18 protein-coding genes are annotated in these 20,976 nt (G+C 64.6%); 8 read left to right on the top strand and 10 right to left on the bottom strand.

The window, feature by feature from the left end; all coding sequences use genetic code 11:
• Positions 1 to 66: 66 nt before the first annotated feature.
• Positions 67 to 654, bottom strand: a complete 588-nt coding sequence (locus DI041_RS11210; RefSeq protein ID WP_046983184.1) for an alpha-ketoglutarate-dependent dioxygenase AlkB family protein — start codon at positions 652 to 654, stop codon at positions 67 to 69.
• A 118-nt stretch (positions 655 to 772) separates the two neighbouring features.
• On the opposite strand from DI041_RS11210, the gene DI041_RS11205 reads away from it, so the two are divergent.
• Positions 773 to 2,821: a glycoside hydrolase family 99-like domain-containing protein gene (locus DI041_RS11205; RefSeq protein WP_136638616.1), complete on the top strand. Its 2,049-nt coding sequence runs from the start codon at positions 773 to 775 to the stop codon at positions 2,819 to 2,821.
• Positions 2,822 to 2,858: 37 nt separating this feature from the next.
• Here the strand turns inward: DI041_RS11205 and DI041_RS11200 are convergent, their stop codons facing one another.
• Entirely contained in the window at positions 2,859 to 3,491 is a 633-nt protein-coding gene (locus DI041_RS11200) for a CoA transferase subunit B (protein ID WP_046983186.1), read from the bottom strand.
• Position 3,492: 1 nt separating this feature from the next.
• Positions 3,493 to 4,224, bottom strand: a complete 732-nt coding sequence (locus tag DI041_RS11195) for a CoA transferase subunit A (RefSeq protein WP_046983187.1) — start codon at positions 4,222 to 4,224, stop codon at positions 3,493 to 3,495.
• A gap of 172 nt (positions 4,225 to 4,396) precedes the next feature.
• On the opposite strand from DI041_RS11195, the gene DI041_RS11190 reads away from it, so the two are divergent.
• From DI041_RS11190 to DI041_RS11180, 3 genes are all read left to right on the top strand, one after another.
• Positions 4,397 to 7,021: a DEAD/DEAH box helicase gene (locus tag DI041_RS11190; RefSeq protein WP_136638617.1), complete on the top strand. Its 2,625-nt coding sequence runs from the start codon at positions 4,397 to 4,399 to the stop codon at positions 7,019 to 7,021.
• A 96-nt stretch (positions 7,022 to 7,117) separates the two neighbouring features.
• Complete coding sequence (locus DI041_RS11185) at positions 7,118 to 8,464, top strand: phosphohexomutase domain-containing protein (protein WP_046983189.1); 1,347 nt, start codon at positions 7,118 to 7,120, stop codon at positions 8,462 to 8,464.
• A gap of 12 nt (positions 8,465 to 8,476) precedes the next feature.
• A complete protein-coding gene (locus DI041_RS11180) occupies positions 8,477 to 9,880 on the top strand; it encodes a mannose-1-phosphate guanylyltransferase/mannose-6-phosphate isomerase (protein ID WP_046983190.1) in 1,404 nt (467 codons plus the stop codon).
• A gap of 73 nt (positions 9,881 to 9,953) precedes the next feature.
• Here the strand turns inward: DI041_RS11180 and rfbD are convergent, their stop codons facing one another.
• The 6 genes from rfbD to DI041_RS11150 all read right to left on the bottom strand — a co-directional run bounded on the left by rfbD (position 9,954) and on the right by DI041_RS11150 (position 14,829).
• Positions 9,954 to 10,850: a dTDP-4-dehydrorhamnose reductase gene (gene rfbD / locus DI041_RS11175; protein WP_046983191.1), complete on the bottom strand. Its 897-nt coding sequence runs from the start codon at positions 10,848 to 10,850 to the stop codon at positions 9,954 to 9,956.
• A complete protein-coding gene (gene rfbC, locus DI041_RS11170; protein WP_046983192.1) occupies positions 10,847 to 11,404 on the bottom strand; it encodes a dTDP-4-dehydrorhamnose 3,5-epimerase in 558 nt (185 codons plus the stop codon). Before rfbC ends, rfbD begins: the two co-directional genes overlap by 4 nt.
• Entirely contained in the window at positions 11,401 to 12,288 is an 888-nt protein-coding gene (rfbA, locus tag DI041_RS11165; protein WP_046983193.1) for a glucose-1-phosphate thymidylyltransferase RfbA, read from the bottom strand. Before rfbA ends, rfbC begins: the two co-directional genes overlap by 4 nt.
• 14 nt (positions 12,289 to 12,302) lie before the next feature.
• Positions 12,303 to 13,358 (bottom strand): dTDP-glucose 4,6-dehydratase, encoded by a 1,056-nt coding sequence (gene rfbB / locus DI041_RS11160; RefSeq protein WP_046983194.1) that lies wholly within the window; start codon positions 13,356 to 13,358, stop codon positions 12,303 to 12,305.
• 129 nt (positions 13,359 to 13,487) lie between these two features.
• A complete protein-coding gene (locus tag DI041_RS11155) occupies positions 13,488 to 14,363 on the bottom strand; it encodes a class I SAM-dependent methyltransferase (RefSeq protein WP_169050336.1) in 876 nt (291 codons plus the stop codon).
• Positions 14,364 to 14,454: 91 nt separating this feature from the next.
• Complete coding sequence (locus tag DI041_RS11150; protein WP_136638619.1) at positions 14,455 to 14,829, bottom strand: EamA family transporter; 375 nt, start codon at positions 14,827 to 14,829, stop codon at positions 14,455 to 14,457.
• Between the two features lie 286 nt (positions 14,830 to 15,115).
• On the opposite strand from DI041_RS11150, the gene DI041_RS11145 reads away from it, so the two are divergent.
• From DI041_RS11145 to DI041_RS11130, 4 genes are all read left to right on the top strand, one after another.
• Entirely contained in the window at positions 15,116 to 15,862 is a 747-nt protein-coding gene (locus tag DI041_RS11145) for an electron transfer flavoprotein subunit beta/FixA family protein (RefSeq protein ID WP_012509979.1), read from the top strand.
• A complete protein-coding gene (locus DI041_RS11140) occupies positions 15,862 to 16,803 on the top strand; it encodes an electron transfer flavoprotein subunit alpha/FixB family protein (protein WP_136638620.1) in 942 nt (313 codons plus the stop codon). The genes DI041_RS11145 and DI041_RS11140 overlap by 1 nt, the downstream gene beginning before the upstream one ends.
• Positions 16,804 to 16,928: 125 nt before the next feature.
• Positions 16,929 to 17,912 (top strand): glycosyltransferase family 2 protein, encoded by a 984-nt coding sequence (locus DI041_RS11135; RefSeq protein ID WP_046983197.1) that lies wholly within the window; start codon positions 16,929 to 16,931, stop codon positions 17,910 to 17,912.
• Positions 17,913 to 17,977: 65 nt separating this feature from the next.
• A complete protein-coding gene (locus tag DI041_RS11130) occupies positions 17,978 to 19,717 on the top strand; it encodes a DUF2142 domain-containing protein (protein ID WP_136638621.1) in 1,740 nt (579 codons plus the stop codon).
• Positions 19,718 to 19,831: 114 nt separating this feature from the next.
• On the opposite strand, the gene DI041_RS11125 is transcribed toward DI041_RS11130, so the two are convergent.
• A complete protein-coding gene (locus DI041_RS11125) occupies positions 19,832 to 20,971 on the bottom strand; it encodes a glycosyl transferase (RefSeq protein ID WP_136638622.1) in 1,140 nt (379 codons plus the stop codon).
• Between the last annotated feature and the right edge of the window lie 5 nt (positions 20,972 to 20,976).

Here is a 20,976-nt window from a genome sequence, read left to right as displayed (position 1 = left end):
CGCCGGGCACGTGAGTTACGGGGTCAGATCCCTTTCCGGCAGGAAAGGGATCTGACCCCTTCTTCGTCAACGCGGCGTAATCCAGCGGAAGGTCAGGTTGATGCGCTCACCCTGCACCCGCGCCGTCTTCGGCAACGCATGCTGGTAGAAGCGCTGGGTCTGGCCGGCCATCAGCAGCAGGTCGCCATGGCCAAGCAGGAATTCGGCCTTCCGCGCCGGGTCATCGCGCCGGCGCAGCAGGAACCGCCGCACTGCGCCCAGGCTGAGTGAGGCGATCAGCGGCGCCGGCCCCAGCTCCGGCTCGTCGTCGCTGTGCCAGCCCATGTAGTCGCCACCACCGCGATAGCGATTCAGCAGCACGCTGTTGAAGCGGCCGATGCCTTCGGTTTCCAGATGCTCACGCACACCCTGTAGCGACAGCGGCCAGGGGTGCGGCACGAATTCAGCACCGGAATAGCGGTAGCGCGCCTGCGGATCGCCGATCCAGCAACTCAACCGCGGCGAATCCACCCAGTTGCCGAACATGCGGATGCGGTGGACCTCCCACGGGACTTCGGCCTGCAGCGCGGTCAGGAGCCGATCGGCATCGGCTGCGGCCAGCCAGCCCGGCAGGTGCTGGACGTCGGCATCGGGCAGGTCATCTGGGAACAGCATGGCCACACGCTAGCACGCCGGCGTTTGCTGTCATGACCGCCAGCACCGAAAATGGCCCCATGACCATTGCCCAGATGCTGATGCCGTCCGCTTGCCCCCTTTCGTGGGGCCCAGCCCGATGAGCGTACGCCAATCGCTGTTCCCGTTGCTGCGCGCCATGTTCCGGGCCTTGCCGCTGCCACAGGCGCAGCGTGACCGGCTGCGCACCCGGCTGTTGGCGCGGCATGGCGACTGGGTACCGCCGCCACCCAAGGGCCAGCAGGCTGAGGGGGGCACCGGCGCCAGCGCCCAGCTGCGCTGGCGTGCAGACGAGCCGGCGATCGGCCACGTGCCATGGCGTGAGGCGACCTTGCCGTCTCCTTTGCCGGCGACGCTGGTCGCGTTCTACCTGCCGCAGTTCCACACATTTCCCGAGAATGACGCCTGGTGGGGCAAGGGCTTTACCGAATGGCGCAACGTGACCCGCGCGCTGCCTCAGTTCGAGGGCCACGTCCAGCCGCGCCTGCCGGCAGACCTGGGCTTCTACGACCTGCGCAACCCTCAGGTGATGCGGGACCAGGCACGCCTCGCAGCTGAGTACGGCATCGGCGCGTTCTGCTTCTACTACTACTGGTTCAGTGGCCGCACTTTGATGGAGGACCCGCTGCGCCAATGGCTGGCCGACGACAGCATCGAACTGCCGTTCTGCCTGTGCTGGGCCAACGAGAACTGGGCACGACGCTGGGACGGCCGCGACGAGGACATCCTGATCGGCCAGCAGCACAGCGCCGAGGATGATCTGGCCTTCATCGCACATGTCGCGCCCTACCTGCGCGACCGCCGCGCATTGAAGGTCGAGGGCCGGCCAATGCTGCTGGTCTATCGCCCGCACCTGCTGCCCGACGCCCGGGCGACCACCGAGCGCTGGCGCCGCTGGTGCCGCGACAATGGCGTCGGCGAAATCCATCTGGCGTACGTGCAGGGCTTCGAGCGCCCGGATCCCCGCGACATCGGCTTCGATGCGGCAGTAGAGTTCCCGCCGAACATGAGCAATCCGCGCTCCCTGTCAGCGCAGCAATGGTTGCTCAATCCGGCCTTCAATGGCGATGTCCGCGACTGGCGCGAACTGGCCACCGAGATCGCATCACGGCCGCTGCCAGACTATCCGCTCTACCCTGGCGTGAACCCCGGCTGGGACAATGAGGCGCGTCGCTCCGGTCGCGGCCGCGTCTACCTGCATGCATCACCGCGCGGTTATCGCGACTGGCTGCGCACCACGATCCATGAGCGCCTGTCCGCTGCACCGCAGGCGCAGCGCATGGTCTTCATCAACGCCTGGAACGAATGGGCAGAAGGCGCCGTGCTGGAACCGGATGCGCGGCTGGGCCATGCCTGGCTGCAGGCCACCCGCGATGCGCTGGCGCCTGCTCCGGCACTGCGTCAGAAACCGGCAGTACATCTCCACGCCTGGTATCTGGAAACGCTGCCGGAGGTATTGTCCGCACTGCGCGAGGCCGCCCTCGACTGGACAATCGTGGTGACTACGCCGGCACAACAGGTGGATCTGGCCAGGCAGGCTCTTGTGGCACATGGGCTGCAGGGTGAGGTCATCGCCGTAGATAACCATGGTCGCGACATTCTTCCGTTCCTTGAGGTCTCCGAACGGCTGCTGCAGGCTGATCACGATGTGGTGCTGAAACTCCACACGAAGCGTTCAACCCATCGCGCCGATGGCGACCAGTGGCGGCAGGAACTACTGCAACGACTGGTACAGGGCGGACGTGCCGCACGCATCCATGCCGCGTTCCAGGCCGACCCCGCACTGGGCATGGTGGTCGCCGAAGGACATCTGTTGCCCGTCGCCGCCTTCGTGGGCGGCAATGGTCCCGCATTGGCACGACTGCAGGCGCGACTTGGGCTGGAAACACCAGCGGACGCCAGTCAATTTGGCGCCGGCAGCATGGGCTGGTGGCGGCTGCAGGCCCTGCGTCCATTACTGGACGCGCATCTGCATCGCAGCGCGTTCGAGGACGAGCAGGGCCAGATCGACGGAACGCTGGCCCATGCCATTGAACGTGCGCTGGGCGCCTGCTGCGAACACGCCGGACTGCGCGTCACGACAGCCGCAGCGTGCCTCGGCGAGGCCGATGCCAGCAGCGACGAGTACGCCTACGCCCGACGCAGCTGAGGATGAAGGGGGCACAACGCCCCCCTCCCCGTATCGATCAGCCGCGCTGGAACGCGACCCCGGTCTTTTCCTTCAGCTCGTCATCGCTGACGCCCGGTGCCGCTTCCACCAGCAACAGGCCCTGGTCAGTCACGTCGAACACAGCCAGGTCGGTGATGATGCGGTCGACCACGCCCACACCGGTCAGCGGCAGCGTGCATTCGGCGAGGATCTTGTGTTCGCCGTTCTTGGCGGTGTGCTCCATCAGCACCACCACGCGCTGTACGCCAGCTACCAGGTCCATCGCCCCGCCCATGCCCTTGACCATCTTGCCGGGCACCATCCAGTTGGCCAGGTCGCCCTTGTCGGTGACCTGCATGGCGCCGAGGATGGCCAGGTTGACGTGGCCACCGCGGATCATCGCGAAGCTGTCGTGGCTGCCGAAGTAGCTGGCGCCGGCACGCGCGGTGACGGTCTGCTTGCCGGCGTTGATCAGGTCGGCGTCGACCTCGGCTTCGGTCGGGAACGGACCGATGCCAAGCAGGCCGTTTTCCGACTGCAGCCACACGTCCACGCCTTCGGGAATATGGTTGGCAACCAGGGTCGGCAGGCCGATGCCCAGGTTCACGTATGCACCGTCGGTCAGTTCGCGGGCGGCGCGTGCCGCCATTTCATCGCGGGTCCACGCCATGTCAGTTGCCCTCCGCGCGGATGGTGCGCTGTTCGATACGTTTTTCGGGGGTGGGGTTGTGCACGATCCGGTGCACGTAGATGCCCGGCAGGTGCACCTGGTCGGGATCGATCGCGCCGACCGGCACCACCTCTTCCACTTCCACGATGCAGACCTTGCCGGCCATCGCGCAGGCCGGATTGAAGTTGCGTGCGGTCTTGCGGAACACCAGGTTGCCAGCCTCGTCGGCCTTCCACGCCTTGACCAGCGCGACATCGGCACGCAGCGCAGTCTCCATCACGTAGTGCTTGCCGTCGAACTCGCGGGTTTCCTTGCCCTCGGCCACCACGGTGCCGTAGCCGGTGGCAGTGAAGAACGCCGGGATGCCCGCGCCGCCGGCACGCAGGCGCTCGGCCAGGGTGCCCTGCGGATTGAATTCCAGCTCCAGCTCGCCGGCCAGGAACTGGCGCTCGAATTCCTTGTTCTCGCCCACGTAGGACGAGATCATCTTCCTGATCTGCCGGGTTTCCAGCAGCTGCCCGAGGCCGAAGCCGTCAACGCCGGCATTGTTTGAGATCACGGTCAGGCCCTTGGCGCCACTGTCGCGCAGCGCGGCGATCAGCGCCTCGGGAATGCCACACAGGCCGAAGCCGCCCACGGCCAGGGTCTGGCCATCGGCGATCACACCCTGCAGTGCATCTGCCGCAGAGGCGAAACGCTTGCTGCGCGTGCTGCTGGAAGTCGATTGCTGCATCTCTACTGCCCTACCCGGTGAGAATCCCGCCATTCTAGCGGCACACCCGTTACCGGCTGGGATGCGCCGCAGCATGACTCGGCATGACGGGCTGCCAATCCGTAGAATGTCCCCTTCCCCGCTTGCGTGCCCCGGGCAACGCCTGCTGCAGATGGAGAGGACAGGACGACGCATGGCCGAAGTATTCACCGGAGGGGAACTGTCCCGCTGGCTGGATGCGGGGACACTGGAAAAGGGCAGACAACGCGTATTGGCAGTGCGTGAACTGGGCTACAGGGCACCGCTGCTGACCGCGCAGGTCGAAGCCCGGCAGGTGATGATCGACCTGGAAGCCAGTGCCCGCACACCGCAAAGCCCCCTGCAGAGTCGCTGCACCTGTCCTGCGGGAGGTCACTGCGAGCATGTTGCCGCCGTGCTGCTGGCTGCACTGGAGACCTCATTGGAGGGAGACACCGGCTCGCTGCGTCCGGCCGCCCATCCGACACTGCCTACCCTGCAGATCCAGGCGATGACACCTATTCTCCATCTGCACAGCATGGAATACCGTCCTGCCTGGCTCACCGAGCGCGATGCCTCGCAGTGGCTGGACGTCGCTACCGTCGCCTTCGAGTACGACGAGCACGTGCGCTTTCTCGATGACCCGTCGCTGTTCGTGCATGACGCCGAGGGACAGCTCTACCTGCTGCCGCGTGACCTGCACGAGGAGGCACGGCGGGAAACTGAACTTCACAGCGTGCACCTGCACCGCGAACGGCAACCGCGCATCGCGCTGGATGGTGGCGGGCCACTGTTCGAGCTGCGCAGTTTCGACTGGACCCGCTTCCTTTTGGAGGACGTACTGCGGCTGGAGGCACTGGGCTGGAAGATAGAGACCGACGATGCCTTCCGCCATCGCATCTTCCGCGTAGACCAGATTGATCTGGACCTGCAGGCGGCGCCGGCCGACAGCGCCACGTTCGACCTGGCCCTGACCATCGAGGTCGATGGCCGCAGCGTCGCGCTGGTTCCGTTGTTGCAGGCCGTACTGCAATTGGATCCACGCTGGCTGCGCGGCCAGCTGGATGCGATCAGCGATGACGAAAACGTGCTGCTGACGACGGCGGACAATGAACGCCTCGCCTTGCGGGCGGGTCGCCTGAAACCGGTGATCGCGCTGCTGGCGGATCTGTTCAGCGACTCTGGACAATCCCTGCGCCTGCAGGCACATGACCGCGGCCGCCTGCAGGCACTGCAGGAAGCCGCCCAGCTGCGCCTGCACGCCAGCGACGATACCCGTGCGCGCGTGCAACGCCTGCTGGATGCGCCGGCCATGGCCGCGGTACCGCCACCCAAAGGGCTGCACGCTACGCTGCGCCCCTACCAGCTGGAAGGCCTGTCGTGGCTACAGTACCTGCGCCAGCAGGGGCTGGGCGGCGTACTGGCCGATGACATGGGGCTGGGCAAGACCCTGCAGACCCTGGCCCATCTGCTGGTCGAAAAGGAAAGCGGCCGTCTGGACCGGCCGACGCTGCTGGTGGTGCCGACCTCGCTGCTGCATAACTGGCAGAGCGAAGCCGCGCGCTTCACCCCGGGACTGCGCGTACTGACCCTGCACGGACCGGCCCGCGAGACGCTGTTCGACGCGATTCCCGCACATGACCTCGTGCTCACCACCTATCCCCTGCTGTGGCGCGACGAGCAGGCATTGCAGGCGCACTCCTACCATCTGCTGATCCTGGATGAGGCGCAGCAGGTGAAGAACCCGAAATCACGTGCGGCAGTCACGCTGCGCACGCTGCGGGCCCGCCACCGTCTATGCCTGACCGGTACGCCGCTGGAGAACCATCTGGGCGAATTGTGGACGCAGTTCGACTTCCTGCTGCCCGGGCTGCTCGGCAGCGAAAAGCAGTTCAACCAGCATTGGCGCCACCCCATCGAACGCGGCAGCGACCAGCGCCGTGCCCTGCTGCTGGCACAGCGGCTGCGCCCTTTCATCCTGCGCCGGCGCAAGGACCAGGTGGCTGCCGAGCTGCCACCAAAGACCCTCATCACCCGTGCGGTAACGATGGAGGGCGGGCAGCGTGATCTCTATGAAACCGTGCGTGCGGCGATGGAGAAGCAGGTCCGCGAGGCGATCAGCGACAGCGGACTGGCACGCAGCCACATCAGGGTACTGGATGCGCTGCTGAAGCTGCGCCAGGTCTGCTGCGATCCGCGCCTGCTGCCGGGCGAAACACCGGCACGCAATGCCGGTTCGGCCAAGCTGGAGCTGTTGCGTGAGATGCTGCCGTCGATGGTCGAGGAAGGCCGCCGCATCCTGTTGTTCTCGCAGTTCACCGGCATGCTGGCGCTGATCGCGCAGGCGCTCGACGGGCTGGGCCTGGCCTATGTGACCCTGACCGGTGATACCCAGGACCGGGTCACGCCGGTACAGCGTTTCATGCAGGGCGAAGTGCCGCTGTTCCTGATCAGCCTGAAGGCCGGTGGCGTGGGGCTGAACCTGACCGCCGCCGACACCGTCATCCACTTTGATCCCTGGTGGAATCCGGCGGCCGAGAACCAGGCGAGTGACCGTGCCCATCGCATCGGCCAGCAGCAGCCGGTCTTCGTCTACCGGCTGATTGCCGCCGGTAGCATCGAAGAACGGATCGCCGAACTGCAGGAGCGCAAGGCGATGCTGGCCGAATCGATTCTTGAAGGCGGCGGCAGCGCCGGACCACGCTTCAGCGAAGAGGACGTGCAGGCGCTGCTGGCACCGTTGCCGGGCGCACCGGCCAAACGCCCTGGCCGGGCCGGCAGGCGGCCAGCGCAGGCCTGATATCGAACATCAGTCACCTGGCGTTGCCTGATGGAAACGATTCCCATACGGGTCGGGCGCTACAATGAAAGACTGAGCTCACAAAGGATCTGATCGATGCCCCTGCCCGCCTTCAAGGCCTACGATATCCGCGGCCGTGTGCCGGAAGAACTGAACGAAGAGCTGGCCCGCCGCATTGGCGTCGCCCTGGCTGCGCAGCTCGCTCCCGGTCCGGTGGTGCTTGGCCACGACGTTCGCCTGACCAGCCCGGCGCTGCAGGATGCGCTGGCATCGGGCCTGCGTGGCGTGGGTCGCGAAGTGATCGACATCGGGCTGTGCGGCACCGAAGAGGTCTACTTCCAGACCGATCACCTCGGCGCGGCCGGCGGCGTGATGGTGACCGCCAGCCACAACCCGATGGATTACAACGGCATGAAGCTGGTCAAGGAGAATGCCCGTCCGATCAGCTCCGATACCGGCCTGTTCGCGATCTCCGATGCGGTCGCCGCCGATGCGTCCGAGGCCCAGCCGCCGCGCGCCGGGCAGACCGCCCAGCATGACAAGAGCGCCTATATCCAGCATCTGCTGAGCTACGTCGACGCCGCCAAGCTCAAGCCGCTGAAGCTGGTGGTGAATGCCGGCAACGGCGGCGCCGGTGCCATCGTCGACCTGCTGGCCCCGCACCTGCCGTTCGAGTTCATCCGCATCTGCCATGAACCCGATGGCAACTTCCCCAACGGTATTCCCAACCCGCTGCTGCCGGAGAACCGTGCCGCCACCGCTGAAGCCGTGCGCGAGCACGGCGCCGACTTCGGCATCGCCTGGGACGGCGACTTCGACCGCTGCTTCTTCTTCGACCACAGCGGGCGTTTCATCGAGGGCTACTACCTGGTCGGGCTGCTGGCCAAGGCCATCCTCGCGCGCAATCCGGGCGGCAAGGTCGTGCATGACCCGCGCCTGGTCTGGAACACCGTGGAAATGGTGGAGCAGGCAGGCGGCGTGCCGGTGCTGTGCAAGAGCGGCCACGCTTTCATCAAGGAAAAGATGCGCGCCGAGGATGCGGTGTATGGCGGCGAGATGAGCGCCCACCACTATTTCCGCGAATTCGCCTATGCCGACTCCGGCATGATCCCGTGGCTGCTGATCGCGCAGCTCGTCTCGGAAAGTGGACGTTCGCTGGCCGACTGGGTGGAGGACCGCATGGCGGCCTATCCCTGCAGTGGCGAGATCAACTTCAAGGTTGCAGATGCCAAGGCCGCCGTGGCACGCGTCATGGCGCACTTCGCGGCGCAAGCGCCGGTCCTGGACCACACCGACGGCATCAGTGCCGATTTCGGCGACTGGCGCTTCAACCTGCGCAGCTCCAATACCGAGCCGCTGCTGCGCCTGAACGTCGAGGCACGTGGTGACGCAGCGTTGATGCAGGCGCGCACCGACGAAATTTCCCGTCTTGTCCAGCAGTAATCAAGGAAGATCATGAGCAACATCCAGCCCGTCATCCTCTCCGGTGGTTCCGGAACCCGCTTGTGGCCGCTCTCGCGCGAGGCCTATCCGAAGCAGTTTCTGCCACTGGCGGGCGAGCTGACGATGCTGCAGGCCACCTGGCAGCGCGTTGCACCCATCGCCGCGCATGGCCCGCTGGTGATCGCCAACGAAGAACACCGCTTCGTCGCTGCCGAGCAGCTGCAGCAGGTGGGTGCCGAACCGGCCGCGATCATCCTTGAACCGGTGGGCCGCAATACAGCGCCCGCCATCGCGGTGGCGGCATTGGAGGCCACCCGTGACAGCGCCGATGCGCTGCTGCTGGTGCTGCCCTCGGACCACGTGATCACCGATGAGGCCGCGTTCCGCGCAGTCGTGCAGGCTGCAGCCAGCGCTGCCGAGGCCGGCAAGCTGGTGACCTTCGGCATCGTGCCGACCGGCCCGGAAACCGGCTATGGCTACATCAAGGCCGCTGATGGCCAAGGTCTGCGTGCGGTCGAGCGCTTTGTCGAAAAGCCCGACCTTGAGACCGCCACCGGTTACGTCAGCAGCGGCCAGTATTACTGGAACAGCGGCATGTTCCTGTTCAAGGCCTCGCGCTACCTGCAGGAACTGGAGCGCTTCCAGCCCGACATGCTGGCCGGCAGCCGCCAGGCCTGGCAGCAGGCCCGTCGCGATTCGGATTTCACCCGCCTCGACAAGGAGGCGTTCGCCATCGTCCCCTCCGATTCCATCGACTATGCCGTGATGGAAAAGACCGCAGACGCCGTGGTGATTCCGCTGGACGCGGGCTGGAACGATGTCGGCTCGTGGACGGCACTGCGCGATGTCTCGCAGCAGGACGGCGACGGCAACGCCCACCAGGGTGATGTGATCGCCATCGACTGCCGCAATACCTACGCCTACGCGCAACGCCTGGTGGCGTTGGTCGGCCTGGACGATGTGATCGTGGTCGAGACCGACGATGCGGTGCTGGTCGGCAAGGCCGACCGCATGCAGGAGGTCAAGACCGTGGTGGCGCAGCTGAAGGCCGACGGTCGCAGCGAAGCGACATGGCACCGCAAGGTCTACCGCCCGTGGGGCGCCTACGATTCGATCGACAATGGTGAGCGCTTCCAGGTCAAGCGCATCACGGTCAAGCCCGGCGGTACGCTGAGCCTGCAGATGCACCACCATCGTGCCGAGCACTGGATCGTGGTCAGCGGCACCGCAGAAGTGACCCGGGGCAACGAGGTGATCCTGCTCAGCGAGAACCAGAGCACCTACATTCCGCTGGGCGTGACCCATCGCCTGCGCAACCCGGGCAAGCTGCCGCTGGAGCTGATCGAAGTGCAGTCCGGCAGCTACCTTGGTGAAGACGACATCGTGCGTTTCGAGGATACGTACGGGCGCAGCTAGTGAGGTAGCGCCGGCCCATGGCCGGCGAGCGCAGCGGTTCAATGCATGCGCCGGGCATGGCCCGGCGCTACCGTCAGCGGGTCAGTTCTGCCATGACCCGCTTCAGTCCATCCTGCCACGTTGGCAGTTCGATACCGAAATCCTGCTGCAGCTTGCGGTTGTCCAGCACCGACCATGCCGGGCGCTTGGCCGGGGTCGGATACTCCGAACTGGGAATCGCCTCGACGGCCGGCACCTTCGCCAACACACCGGTCGCCAGCGCCTCGGCGAAGATCGCCTCTGCAAACCCATGCCAGCTGGTCTGGCCGCTGGCGGTCAGATGCCAGGTACCGGACAGCTGCCCCGGATGCTGCAGTGCCTGCGCAGTGACATCGGCAATCAGCGCGGCCGGTGTAGGCGTGCCGATCTGATCAGCAACCACCCGCAGCTGGTCGCGCTCGGCGCCCACCCGTAGCATCGTGCGCAGGAAATTGGCGCCATGTGAGGCATATACCCACGCCGTGCGGAAGATCAGGTGGCGGCCACCGGCCGAACGCACCGCATCTTCGCCATCACGTTTGCTGGTGCCATAAACCCCCAGCGGCGCGGTCGGTTCATCCTCGCGGTACGGGGCCGTGCCCTGGCCATCGAACACGTAGTCGGTGGAGTAATGCACGAAGGGCACGCCATGGGCCGCACACCAGCGCGCGATCACGCCCGGCGCCTCCGCATTGGCGGCGAAGGCGGCCGTCGTGTCCTGCTCGGCACGATCGACTGCGGTATAGGCCGCAGCGTTCACCACTACCGATGGCTGCAGGCGGTCCAGCAATGCCGGCAGGCTATCGGGCTGGCCGAAATCAGCCATCTCGCAGGCGCCGCCATCAGGCAGCTGACCACTGCGGGTGGTGGCAACCACTTCACCCAGCGGCGCCAGCGCACGCAGCAGCTCCTGGCCGACCTGGCCATTGCCACCGAACACCAGAACGGTCATGGCACGAAGACCGGCAAGCGATCTTCAGCGATGTCCTTCAGGAACGGCGCGTTCTCGTCCTTGGCCGACAAGGTCGGCGCGCTGACCGGCCAGTCCACGGCAATGTCGGCATCGTTCCAGCGCACGCCGGCATCAAAGTCCTTCAGGTAGACCTCGGTGCACAGGTAGCTGAACACCGCACGCTCGGACAGCACGGCGAAACCGTGGGCGAAGCCCTCCGGAATCCAGAACTGCTTCTTGTTTTCCGCACTCAGCACCACCGCTTCCCACTGGCCGAAGGTCGGCGAGCCGCGGCGGATGTCCACGGCCACGTCGTAGACCTCGCCTTCCAGCACGCTGACCAGCTTGCCCTGCGGGCGCGGCCACTGGTAATGCAGGCCACGCAGCACGCCCTGCGCCGAGGTGGACACGTTGCTCTGCACGAAGCGATCCGGCAGGCCCAGCGCGGCGAAACGCTCGGCATTCCACGTTTCAAAGAAGTAACCGCGGGCATCGCCGAACACGGCCGGCTCGATCACCACACAGCCGGGCAATTTGGTTTCAATTACTTTCACGGAACAACTCCACGCAAAGCGAGTTTATGCAGGTACTGGCCGTAGCCGTTCTTGATCAGCGGCGCAGCCAACGCTTCCAGCTGCTCTGCATTGATCCAGCCCTGGCCGAACGCGATTTCTTCCGGGCAGCAGACCTGCAGGCCCTGGCGGGTCTGGATGGTCTCGATGAAGTTGGACGCTTCCAGCAGCGACTGATGGGTGCCGGTATCGAGCCAGGCATAGCCACGGCCGAGTGCCTCCAGGTGAAGATTGCCTTCTTCCAGGTAGCGCTTGTTGAGATCGGTGATCTCCAGCTCACCACGCGGCGACGGCTTCAGTTCGGCCGCATGATCGCTGGCCTTGCCGTCATAGAAGTACAGGCCGGTCACCGCATAGTTGGAGCGCGGATTCTCCGGCTTCTCCACCAGATCAATGACCCTACCGCTTGTGTCGAACTCGGCCACGCCGTAACGCTCCGGATCGTTCACCCAGTAGCCGAATACGGTCGCACCGTCCACGCGCTCATCGGCACGCTTGAGCACTTCGCGCAGGCCGTGGCCGTGGAAGATGTTGTCGCCCAGCACCAGGCAGCTCGGCTTGCCGGCGACGAAGTCGCGACCGATCAGGTAGGCCTGGGCCAGGCCATCCGGACTCGGCTGCACCGCGTACTGGATGTCCATGCCCCACTGCGAACCATCACCCAGCAGCTGCTGGAACAGCGCCTGCTCGTGCGGGGTATTGATGATGAGCACTTCACGGATGCCCGCCAGCATCAGCACGCTGAGCGGGTAGTAGATCATCGGCTTGTCGTACACCGGCAGCAGCTGTTTGCTGACGCCTTTGGTGATCGGATACAGCCGGGTGCCGGAGCCACCGGCGAGGATGATGCCCTTGCGCTGCGTCATGTTGTCTCCCGGGTTCAGGCCGTGGTGCCGATGCGCTGCAGTCGGTAGCTGCCGTCGAGCACGCCGTTGACCCATTCCTGGTTGTCCAGGTACCAGTCGACGGTGAAGGTGATGCCCTGCTCGAACGTATAGGCCGGCTCCCAGCCCAGGTCGTTCTTCAGCTTGGAAGCATCGATCGCATAACGGCGGTCATGACCGGGGCGATCGGTGACGTAGGTGATCTGGCTGCTGCGCGGCTGGCCATCCTCGCGCGGGCGGCGCTGGTCCAGCAGGGAACAGATCGCCTGCACCACCTCGATGTTCTGCTTTTCCGAGTTGCCACCAACGTTGTAGGTCTCGCCAACCTGGCCCTTGGCCAGCACGGTACGGATCGCTTCGCAGTGATCGGACACGAACAGCCAGTCGCGCACCTGCTTGCCATCGCCGTACACCGGCAGCGGCTCGCCGGCCAGCGCCTTGGCGATCACCAGCGGGATCAGCTTCTCGGGGAAGTGGTACGGGCCGTAATTGTTCGAACAGTTGGTGGTCAGCACCGGCAGCCCATAGGTGTGGTGGAACGCACGCACCAGGTGGTCCGAAGCTGCCTTGGACGCCGAGTACGGCGAATTGGGCGCGTACTGGGTCGTTTCGCTGAATTTGCCGGTCTCACCCAGCGTGCCGTACACCTCGTCGGTGGACACATGCAGGAAACGGAACGCCGCGCCCTGCTCGGCCGGCAGCGTCTTCCAGTAATCCCGCACCGCTTCCAACAGGCCCAGGGTGCCCACCACGTTGGTCTGGATGAACGCGCCCGGGCCGTCGATGGAACGGTCGACATGACTTTCGGCAGCGAAGTTCACCACGGCATCCGGCCGGTGTTCGGCCAACAGGCGGGTGACCAGGGCGCTGTCGCCGATGTCACCCTGCACGAACACATGGTTCGGATTGCCGTCCAGGCTGGACAGGGTCTTCAGGTTGCCGGCGTAGGTCAGCACATCGAGGTTGATGACCCTTACGCCGCGGGCAACTGCCTCGAGAACGAAGTTACCGCCAATGAATCCGGCGCCGCCGGTGACAAGCCATGTGGGCACTACCTGTTCTCCTGATCAGTTTTCATACCGACCGCATCGGGGCGGCCGGATTCCAAAGCTGAAGGATACAACGACTGCGCGCCGAGACCTTGAACAGCCTCGCCCGACGTGGGGAGCGCCGACCGGGGTTCAGCCAACCTGAAGCAGCCAGACCCTGATATCTGCGGGCATCATGGACAGGATCGGGCTGGCCAGGGTCAGCACCGACGTGACCGCCATCGCCTTGGCGAACGAGACGCTGCGGTCGGTGCGGATGCGGGCGTAGAGCCCCCGGGTGCTCATTGACGGCAAGGTGCGGACGTCAGACACCCGCAGCCCATGATGCGCGGCGATGGCGGCCACGCTGGCATCGTCCAGATAATGGACATGTGGCGATGGGAAGTCCTTCTGCCACATGCGGTCGAACGAAGCCGGCATCCCGAGACTGGCCATCGCCCTGGATATGCGGTACAGCACCCCCGTCCGGGCCGGGGCATTGACAACAATCCAGCCTCCGGGAGTCAGGTGGCGGATGCAGGCCTCAAGGGCGGAATCGATGTCCGGAATGTGTTCCAGGACATCGTTGAAGATGATCACGTCGAATCGTTCTTCGTCCGCTAGCACGCCAGGGAAGAAACCCCTGCGCACATCCAGGCCTTTGGCTGCGGCGATCGCCGCGATGCGTGCATCCGGTTCAATTCCAACCACTTCGAAGTGGGGCATGGTTGCTTCAAGAAACCAGCCGTGCGCGCATCCGACGTCCAGCAGGCGTGGGCGTCTGCCATCGGTACGCGTGATCCGCGCCCCCAGATCCGTGGTCAATGTCTGGAAATTGCGTTGCCGCAGATGCTCCAGCCCTTCCTCGCGCATGGCCTCATCGACAACTTCAACGCTTCCATCGATATCGATGTCAACGCTGAGCGTGCTTCCTTCGTAGGTGCAGTCGTCGCATACACGGTGCCAGGGCCGGAGGCCCACCTTCAGCGTGGAATGACAGCCAGGGCAAAGCTCGTCAGGTCCAGTCACCATTTTCTCCTCGGGTTCTTCCCACGGGGTCACGCTAAGGGTGGACAGAGCGTACCGGCGAACCCGATGGTGTCAAATGCCGAGCAGGAAACTAGCTGCCTCGGCCACTCCAGGAAGAGATCACCACACCAATCAGTATCACCACCGAGCCCACCCAAGTCTGCGGCCGGATCGGCTCGTGCAGAAGCCACCAGGAGAATGCGGGCACCAGCAGGAACGTCAGGCCATAGAATGGAAATGCGGCTGAAAGCGGCACACGTGCCAGAACCGCCAGCCATAACAGCGTGGCTGCGCCATACACGAACAAGGCCAGGATCAGGGTGCCGGAGAAGAAGCTGGCCGGACGGCTGAACGACAACTGCGAAGATGCCAGCTTGAAGAGGACCTGTCCGCTGGCCAGCATGGCCAGGGTGGTCAGGATCATCGCGATCACGGCAGGGGTCAGTACAGCGGCAGAACGGGTCATCGAAGATTCCTGGCGGGGCGCTACAGCGGGGCGGCGTGATTGAGCTGCATTGCAACATTAAACCTGCGCATGCCGGTGTAGTCCTCCGCCTCAGCGAGTTGTTCATGGTCATACAGCATATACAGGCGCCAGATGTTCCGGAAATGCGGAACGGCTCTGTACGACGAGACACACCATACGCATTCGCATGGTCACCCCAAGCCAGCTAGAATCAGGGTCCCACCCCCGAACCGGTTGCTGTTGCAGGACCGGACGTTCTCCCTGTTACTGAAGGACCCCGTACCAGATGAAAATCCTCGTCGCGTACAAGCGCGTGGTGGACTACAACGTCCGCATTCAGGTCAAGCCGGACGGTTCCGGCGTGGTCACCGACGGCGTCAAGCTGTCCCCCAACCCCTTCGATGAAATCGCTCTGGAAGAAGCCCTGCGCCTGCGCGACAAGGGCATCGCCAGCGAAGTCGTGGTTGCCACCATCGCCCCGGCCGACGCCCAGGCGCACCTGCGCAACGGCCTGGCCATGGGCGCAAACCGTGCCATCCACGTCGTCACCGACCAGGCCATCCAGCCGCTGACCGCGTCGCGCACCCTGCTCAAGCTGATCGAAAAGGAACAGCCGGACCTGGTGATCCTTGGCAAGCAGGCCATTGATGACGACGCCAACCAGACCGGCCAGATGCTGGCCACGCTCTGGGGCCGCCCACAGGCGACCTTCGCCAGCAAGCTCGAAATTGCCGATGGCAAGGCCACGGTGACCCGTGAAGTCGACGCCGGCCTGGAAACGCTGGAAGTGGATCTGCCGGCCGTGGTCACCACCGATCTGCGCCTGAACGAACCGCGCTTCATCAAGCTGCCAGACATCATGAAGGCCAAGGCCAAGCCGCTGGAGACCCTGCAGCTGGCCGACCTCGGCGTTGAAGCCGCCGACACCTTCAAGACCACCCAGTACGCCGCGCCGTCCAAGCGCAGCAAGGGTGTGATGGTCAAGGACGCGGCCGAACTGGTTGCCGCACTCAAGCAGAAGGGGTTGCTGTAATGAGCAGGATTCTCGTCATCGCCGAGCACCACGACGGCAAGCTCAACGCCGCCACCGCCAAGACCGTCAGCGCCGCCACTGCCATCGCCGGTGCCAGCATCGACGTGCTGGTGCTGGCCGCCGACCCGGCCGCCGTTGCCGCTGAAGCGGCGAAGATTGCCGGCGTCGCCAAGGTCCTGACCGTGGCCAACGCCGCCAATGCCCAGGCCCTGGCCCAGGTGCTGGCCCCGCAGATCGCGCAGCTGGCCAAGGGCTACAGCCACGTGTTCGGCCCGTCGACCACCTTCGGCAAGGACCTGATGCCGTGCGTGGCCGCCCTGCTCGGCGTCAACCAGGTCTCCGACCTGATGAGCGTCGAAGGCAGCCACACCTTCAAGCGCCCGATCTACGCCGGCAACGCGATCATCACCGTCGAAGCCCCGGCCGACCAGATCGTGGTCGCGACCGTGCGTGCCGCCTCGTGGCCGGAAGCCGCCCAGGGCGGCAGCGCCGCCATCGAAGCGGCCAGCGTCGATGCTGCCCTGCCGACCCACACCCGCTTCGTCGGCCTGGCCGCTGGTGCCAGCGACCGCCCTGACCTGCAGAGCGCCAAGCGCGTGGTCTCCGGCGGCCGTGGTGTCGGTTCGGAAGAGAACTTCAAGGTCATCTTCCAGCTGGCCGACAAGCTCGGTGCCGCGGTGGGTGCCTCGCGCGCCGCGGTCGACGCCGGCTACGTACCCAGCGACCTGCAGGTCGGCCAGACCGGCAAGATCATCTCGCCGGAGCTGTACGTGGCGGTGGGCATCAGCGGTGCGATCCAGCATCTGACCGGCATCAAGGATGCCGGCACCATTGTTGCGATCAACAAGGACGCGGATTCGCCGATCTTCGAGATTGCCGATATCGGTCTGGTAGGGGATCTGTTCGCAATCCTGCCGGAGCTGGAAGCGGCGCTGGGTTGAAGCCGATGCCGTACTGCTGAATCATGTCGGGGCCAGCACATCCACCGCTGGCCCCGATGTGTTTTCCCAAGCATGGTTGGCGCGACGCGTGTCCATCCAGCCCTGCAAACCACCTGGATCATTGAATGACCGTTCTGATTGCGATTGTGATTCCTTGCTACAAGGTCAAGGAGCACATTCTTGATGTCATCGCCGGCATCGGTGAAGACGTTGCCCGCATCTATGCCGTCGATGACTGCTGCCCCGTGGGCAGTGGTGATTTCATCGAAACTCATGCGACGGATCCGCGCGTGAAGGTATTGCGCCATGCGGAGAACCAGGGCGTGGGTGGCGCAGTCATGACCGGGTATCGCGCGGCAATCGAGGACGGCATGGATATCATCGTCAAGGTGGACGGTGATGGGCAGATGGATCCCGCGCTGATTCCAGATTTCGTAGCACCGATTGTGGCCGGCGAAGCAGACTACACCAAGGGAAACCGATTCTTCGATCTGGAACAGATCCAGCAGATGCCTGCGCTGCGCCTGTTCGGCAATGGCGGCCTGTCGTTCCTGACCAAGCTCTCATCCGGCTACTGGGACCTGTTCGATCCCACCAATGGCTATACGGCCATCCATCGCGATGTTGCTCGACACCTGCCGCTGACCAAGATCAGCCGCCGGTACTTCTTCGAGACGGATATGCTGTTCCGGCTCAACACGCTGCGGGCAGTCGTGGTCGATGTGCCGATGCACGCTCGCTACGGTGACGAAGTGAGCAACCTGAAGATCTCCAAGGTAATGACCGAATTTCTTGGCAAGAACCTGGCGAACTTCGGCAAGCGCGTGTTCTACAACTACTATCTGCGCAACTTGACGCTGGCTTCGCTGGAGCTTCCGCTCGGGCTTGCATTCACGCTGTTCGGCCTTGCCTACGGCATCAAGCACTGGTTGTTCAGCATCGACAGCGGCCAGGTCGCCAGCAGCGGCACCGTCATGCTCGCCGCCATGCCGGTCCTGGTCGGCGTGCAGCTGTTGCTTGCATTCTTCGGCCAGGACATCGCCAGCACCCCGCGCCGCGCGATCCATCGCCGCCTGGCCCGTTCGGCGCTGCGGGGCCCGAGCGCGTGACGGATACCCGGACCGCATTGCCGCCGCAGCAACCTGTACTGTGGCCATTCTTCCTTGCGTTCGCGATGCTGCTGTCGATCGTTCTCTCCGCGTTGACCCCATCGTTCCAGACCCCGGATGAGCTGGACCATGTCAAGCGTGCCTATCTGTTGAGCAAGGGCCAGCTCCTGCTGCATGCACGCGATGGCAACCCCTCCGGCGGCGAGGTCGATACCGGCCTGCTGTCCTACATGCAGCAGTTCACGCAACTCGTGGGCAAGCGCGCACAGAAGCTGACCGCCGAGGAGCTTGCCCGGTCCGAGTCGATCGCCTGGTCCGGTGAAACGGTGTACCAGGCGCCTTCTGGCACCGCCTATTACTTTCCCGCCGTCTATCTGCCCCAGGCCACTGGACTGGCCGTCGGCCGGGTGCTGGGATGGACCGTGGCGGATTCCTACCGGCTGGCCCGCTACCTCTCGCTGGCCGCAGCCATCGCCCTGCTGGCCCTGGCATTCCGGATCTTTGCTCCACCTGCGGGGGCACTGGCCCTGCTAGTGCTGCCAATGACGCTGTTCCAGTTTGGCGGCGCCGTGCTGGACCCGGTTGCCACCGGACTGACCTTCGTGGCCGTCGCTGCTTTCATGCGTCTTGCCGTCGACGGACGCCAGGCCAACGCTCGCATTTTCATTGCATTGGTCGCGGCCACATTGCTTGTCTGCGCAAGCCGCGCGCACATGTTACCGATGCTCGCATTGCCCTTTGCTGCCGCATGGTTCGCGCGCTGCGGCCGTCGCTTCTGGATCGCCCTGGCCCTGGCAGTGTTCGTACTGGGCTGGACGGCGGTGACCATCAAGACAACGGTATACGCCCCCGGACCGCGCGACGCGGATCACGCAGCGCGCCTGATGCACTATCTCACCCACCCTTCCGAGCTTTGGCACATGCTCTGGGTGACCTGGTCGCACCCGGTCCGCATGAGCGAGTACTGGGAGTCCTTCCTGGGCGTACTGGGCTGGCTCGACATCGGTTTCCCTGCCTCGTTCTATCTCTGGGCGGGCACAGCCTTCCTGGCGACAGTGGCCGCGTCCGTTGCCACCGGTGCCTGGCGCAGCCTGGCCTTGGCTCGTACTCTGCTGGTGGTCGTCTGCTTCTCGGCAATCCTGCTGACCTTCCTTGCGCTGCTGGTGCAATGGACCGAGCCTGGTTCGCGCCTGATCGAAGGCGTGCAGGGACGCTACTTCCTGATTCCTGCCGTCTGCCTGTCCTACGCGCTTCTGGCCCAGCCGCAACCGCGTCCGCGTGCGCTGCACCTGGTGTCACACCTGCTGCTGGCCGGTCTGGTGCTCATCTCCGGCTATGGCACCGCGAAACTGCTGGCCGACCGCTACTACATGCAGCCGGTACGCCCTGTGGCCTTGCCAGCGTACTCGCTGGAGGCGGGGCAGGCGATCGCCACGGATGCGCCCACCCAACTACAGCTTCCACAACCAGTGACGGGACCTGAAACAGCCATCGATTCGGTCTCCATCCTGCTGGACATCAGGAAAGCCATCACCGATCCGCGGGCCAAGGCGAGCCTGCGCCTGTGGGACTCGGACGGCAGCGAACATCGTTTCGAACTGCCTTTGACCGGAAACGGGGACGACGATTACCACAGCGTGCCGGTTGACGCGCGTGCCTATGTCAGGGGCGATGTCCGGATCGATGGCACAGCTGAGGTTGGATTATGGGAAGCCGTTGACGACACCGGCCAGCGCACCAGCTGCCTGGCGGTGCATGCCACCGACGGCACCCGACGCGTTACGCCGGGCTGCCCCCTACCCTAGGCCCGAAAAACAAGGCCGAGCCCTTGCCCGGACGCTGGTGTCCATGCAGGCAACAACATGGTCCTCGCACGCTCTGCCTGCGGGACCATCCTGTTGTGCGTGCAGGCCGGTGACTCAACCGCGCAGACGGCGAATGACGGATGCCGGCACCATCTTGCGTACCAGTGATGCCAGTCCCGGCCGACGACGAACAAAACGCTCCAGCGACGACGAGGAAGGATCCAGTGCGACCTCGTCCGGAGCCGAGTCGAAATGCGCGATGATGGCCTCGTACTGTTCGTACGGGCGCGGGATCATGCGCTTGAGCGCGGGCTGGCTGCGATAGTAGCGGCGCCAATCGGCCGGAATCTTGCGACCGTTGGCAAACACGCCGTACTTGTCAGGCAGGCCCGCCGGATTCTTCAGTCGCTCCAGTTCCGAGGTGTACCACTGGGTCATCGCCTGCAGGGTGGTGTTGCCTGCGTCGTGCTTGCCCAGCATCTTCTCATGCGTACCAATGTCGAAGCCCGAGAAGTGATAGAAGCGCAGCGGATAGCTGCCGTTGACCACGATCGTGCCGTCGGCGCGGGTGCTGACTTCGCGGTAGTAAAGATTCCAGGTCGCGACGTTGTAGGACGGCACACGAAGAATTCCCAGCGTCTGGAAGAAGCAGGGAGCCAGGTCCACCCACTTCTGATCAGTGAAAAGCCCACGCTGGTTATCGTCGAAGCAGTAGTCGCGGCAGCGATCCAGCCACCACTGCAGGAACGCCGGGCCCTCTCCCTCACGGGTCAGCGCGAGAAAGCCCAGATTGAACACGCCATGGCGCAGGCAACCGAGCATTTCTCCATCCTGAAGGTCATCGGTATCCGTCGCGGGCACTGATACATGCGGAGTCAGCACGATCGGATGGCTGACCATCTCCCGCTCCAGCTCCTCCAGCCGTGCATACAACACCGTATCAGGATCCTGATAGACGACATTGGCAAAACCATGCTTCTGGAACAGGTGTGCAAATGCAAAGGGCTTCACTGCCGTGCACAATTCCACCACCGTATGATCGAACAACCATGACTGGAGTTCGCCGACACCTTCGACGACATCATCCGGGGTCAGGACGATATCGAAATCGGAATAGTCCAGGGCCGGGTCCTGATGATCGCTCAGCATGAGCGCCATCTTGGCTTCAGGATGATGGCGGCGGACCGAAGCGGCGAGGATGCGCGCCTTCGGCAGGTAACCGTTGTTGATGGAGGTAAAGATGCATTCGATCATGGGAT

This window comes from Stenotrophomonas maltophilia (assembly GCF_004920835.1).
GTDB lineage: Bacteria > Pseudomonadota > Gammaproteobacteria > Xanthomonadales > Xanthomonadaceae > Stenotrophomonas > Stenotrophomonas maltophilia_AQ.
The sequence above is the reverse complement of the archived record's forward strand: the minus strand, read 5'-3'. Positions and strand labels throughout refer to the sequence as shown.

Bases quoted from the DNA above. Each gene is read 5' to 3' on its own strand.
- DI041_RS11125 (WP_136638622.1), bottom strand. From the start codon at position 20,971: ATGATCGAATGCATCTTTACCTCCATCAACAACGGTTACCTGCCGAAG.
- DI041_RS11210 (WP_046983184.1), bottom strand. From the start codon at position 654: ATGCTGTTCCCAGATGACCTGCCCGATGCCGACGTCCAGCACCTGCCG.
- DI041_RS11200 (WP_046983186.1), bottom strand. From the start codon at position 3,491: ATGGCGTGGACCCGCGATGAAATGGCGGCACGCGCCGCCCGCGAACTG.
- DI041_RS11195 (WP_046983187.1), bottom strand. From the start codon at position 4,224: ATGCAGCAATCGACTTCCAGCAGCACGCGCAGCAAGCGTTTCGCCTCT.
- DI041_RS11185 (WP_046983189.1), top strand. From the start codon at position 7,118: ATGCCCCTGCCCGCCTTCAAGGCCTACGATATCCGCGGCCGTGTGCCG.
- DI041_RS11190 (WP_136638617.1), top strand. From the start codon at position 4,397: ATGGCCGAAGTATTCACCGGAGGGGAACTGTCCCGCTGGCTGGATGCG.
- DI041_RS11180 (WP_046983190.1), top strand. From the start codon at position 8,477: ATGAGCAACATCCAGCCCGTCATCCTCTCCGGTGGTTCCGGAACCCGC.
- DI041_RS11130 (WP_136638621.1), top strand. From the start codon at position 17,978: ATGCTGCTGTCGATCGTTCTCTCCGCGTTGACCCCATCGTTCCAGACC.
- DI041_RS11205 (WP_136638616.1), top strand. From the start codon at position 773: ATGAGCGTACGCCAATCGCTGTTCCCGTTGCTGCGCGCCATGTTCCGG.
- DI041_RS11145 (WP_012509979.1), top strand. From the start codon at position 15,116: ATGAAAATCCTCGTCGCGTACAAGCGCGTGGTGGACTACAACGTCCGC.
- rfbD (WP_046983191.1), bottom strand. From the start codon at position 10,850: ATGACCGTTCTGGTGTTCGGTGGCAATGGCCAGGTCGGCCAGGAGCTG.
- DI041_RS11150 (WP_136638619.1), bottom strand. From the start codon at position 14,829: ATGACCCGTTCTGCCGCTGTACTGACCCCTGCCGTGATCGCGATGATC.
- rfbA (WP_046983193.1), bottom strand. From the start codon at position 12,288: ATGACGCAGCGCAAGGGCATCATCCTCGCCGGTGGCTCCGGCACCCGG.
- DI041_RS11140 (WP_136638620.1), top strand. From the start codon at position 15,862: ATGAGCAGGATTCTCGTCATCGCCGAGCACCACGACGGCAAGCTCAAC.
- DI041_RS11135 (WP_046983197.1), top strand. From the start codon at position 16,929: ATGACCGTTCTGATTGCGATTGTGATTCCTTGCTACAAGGTCAAGGAG.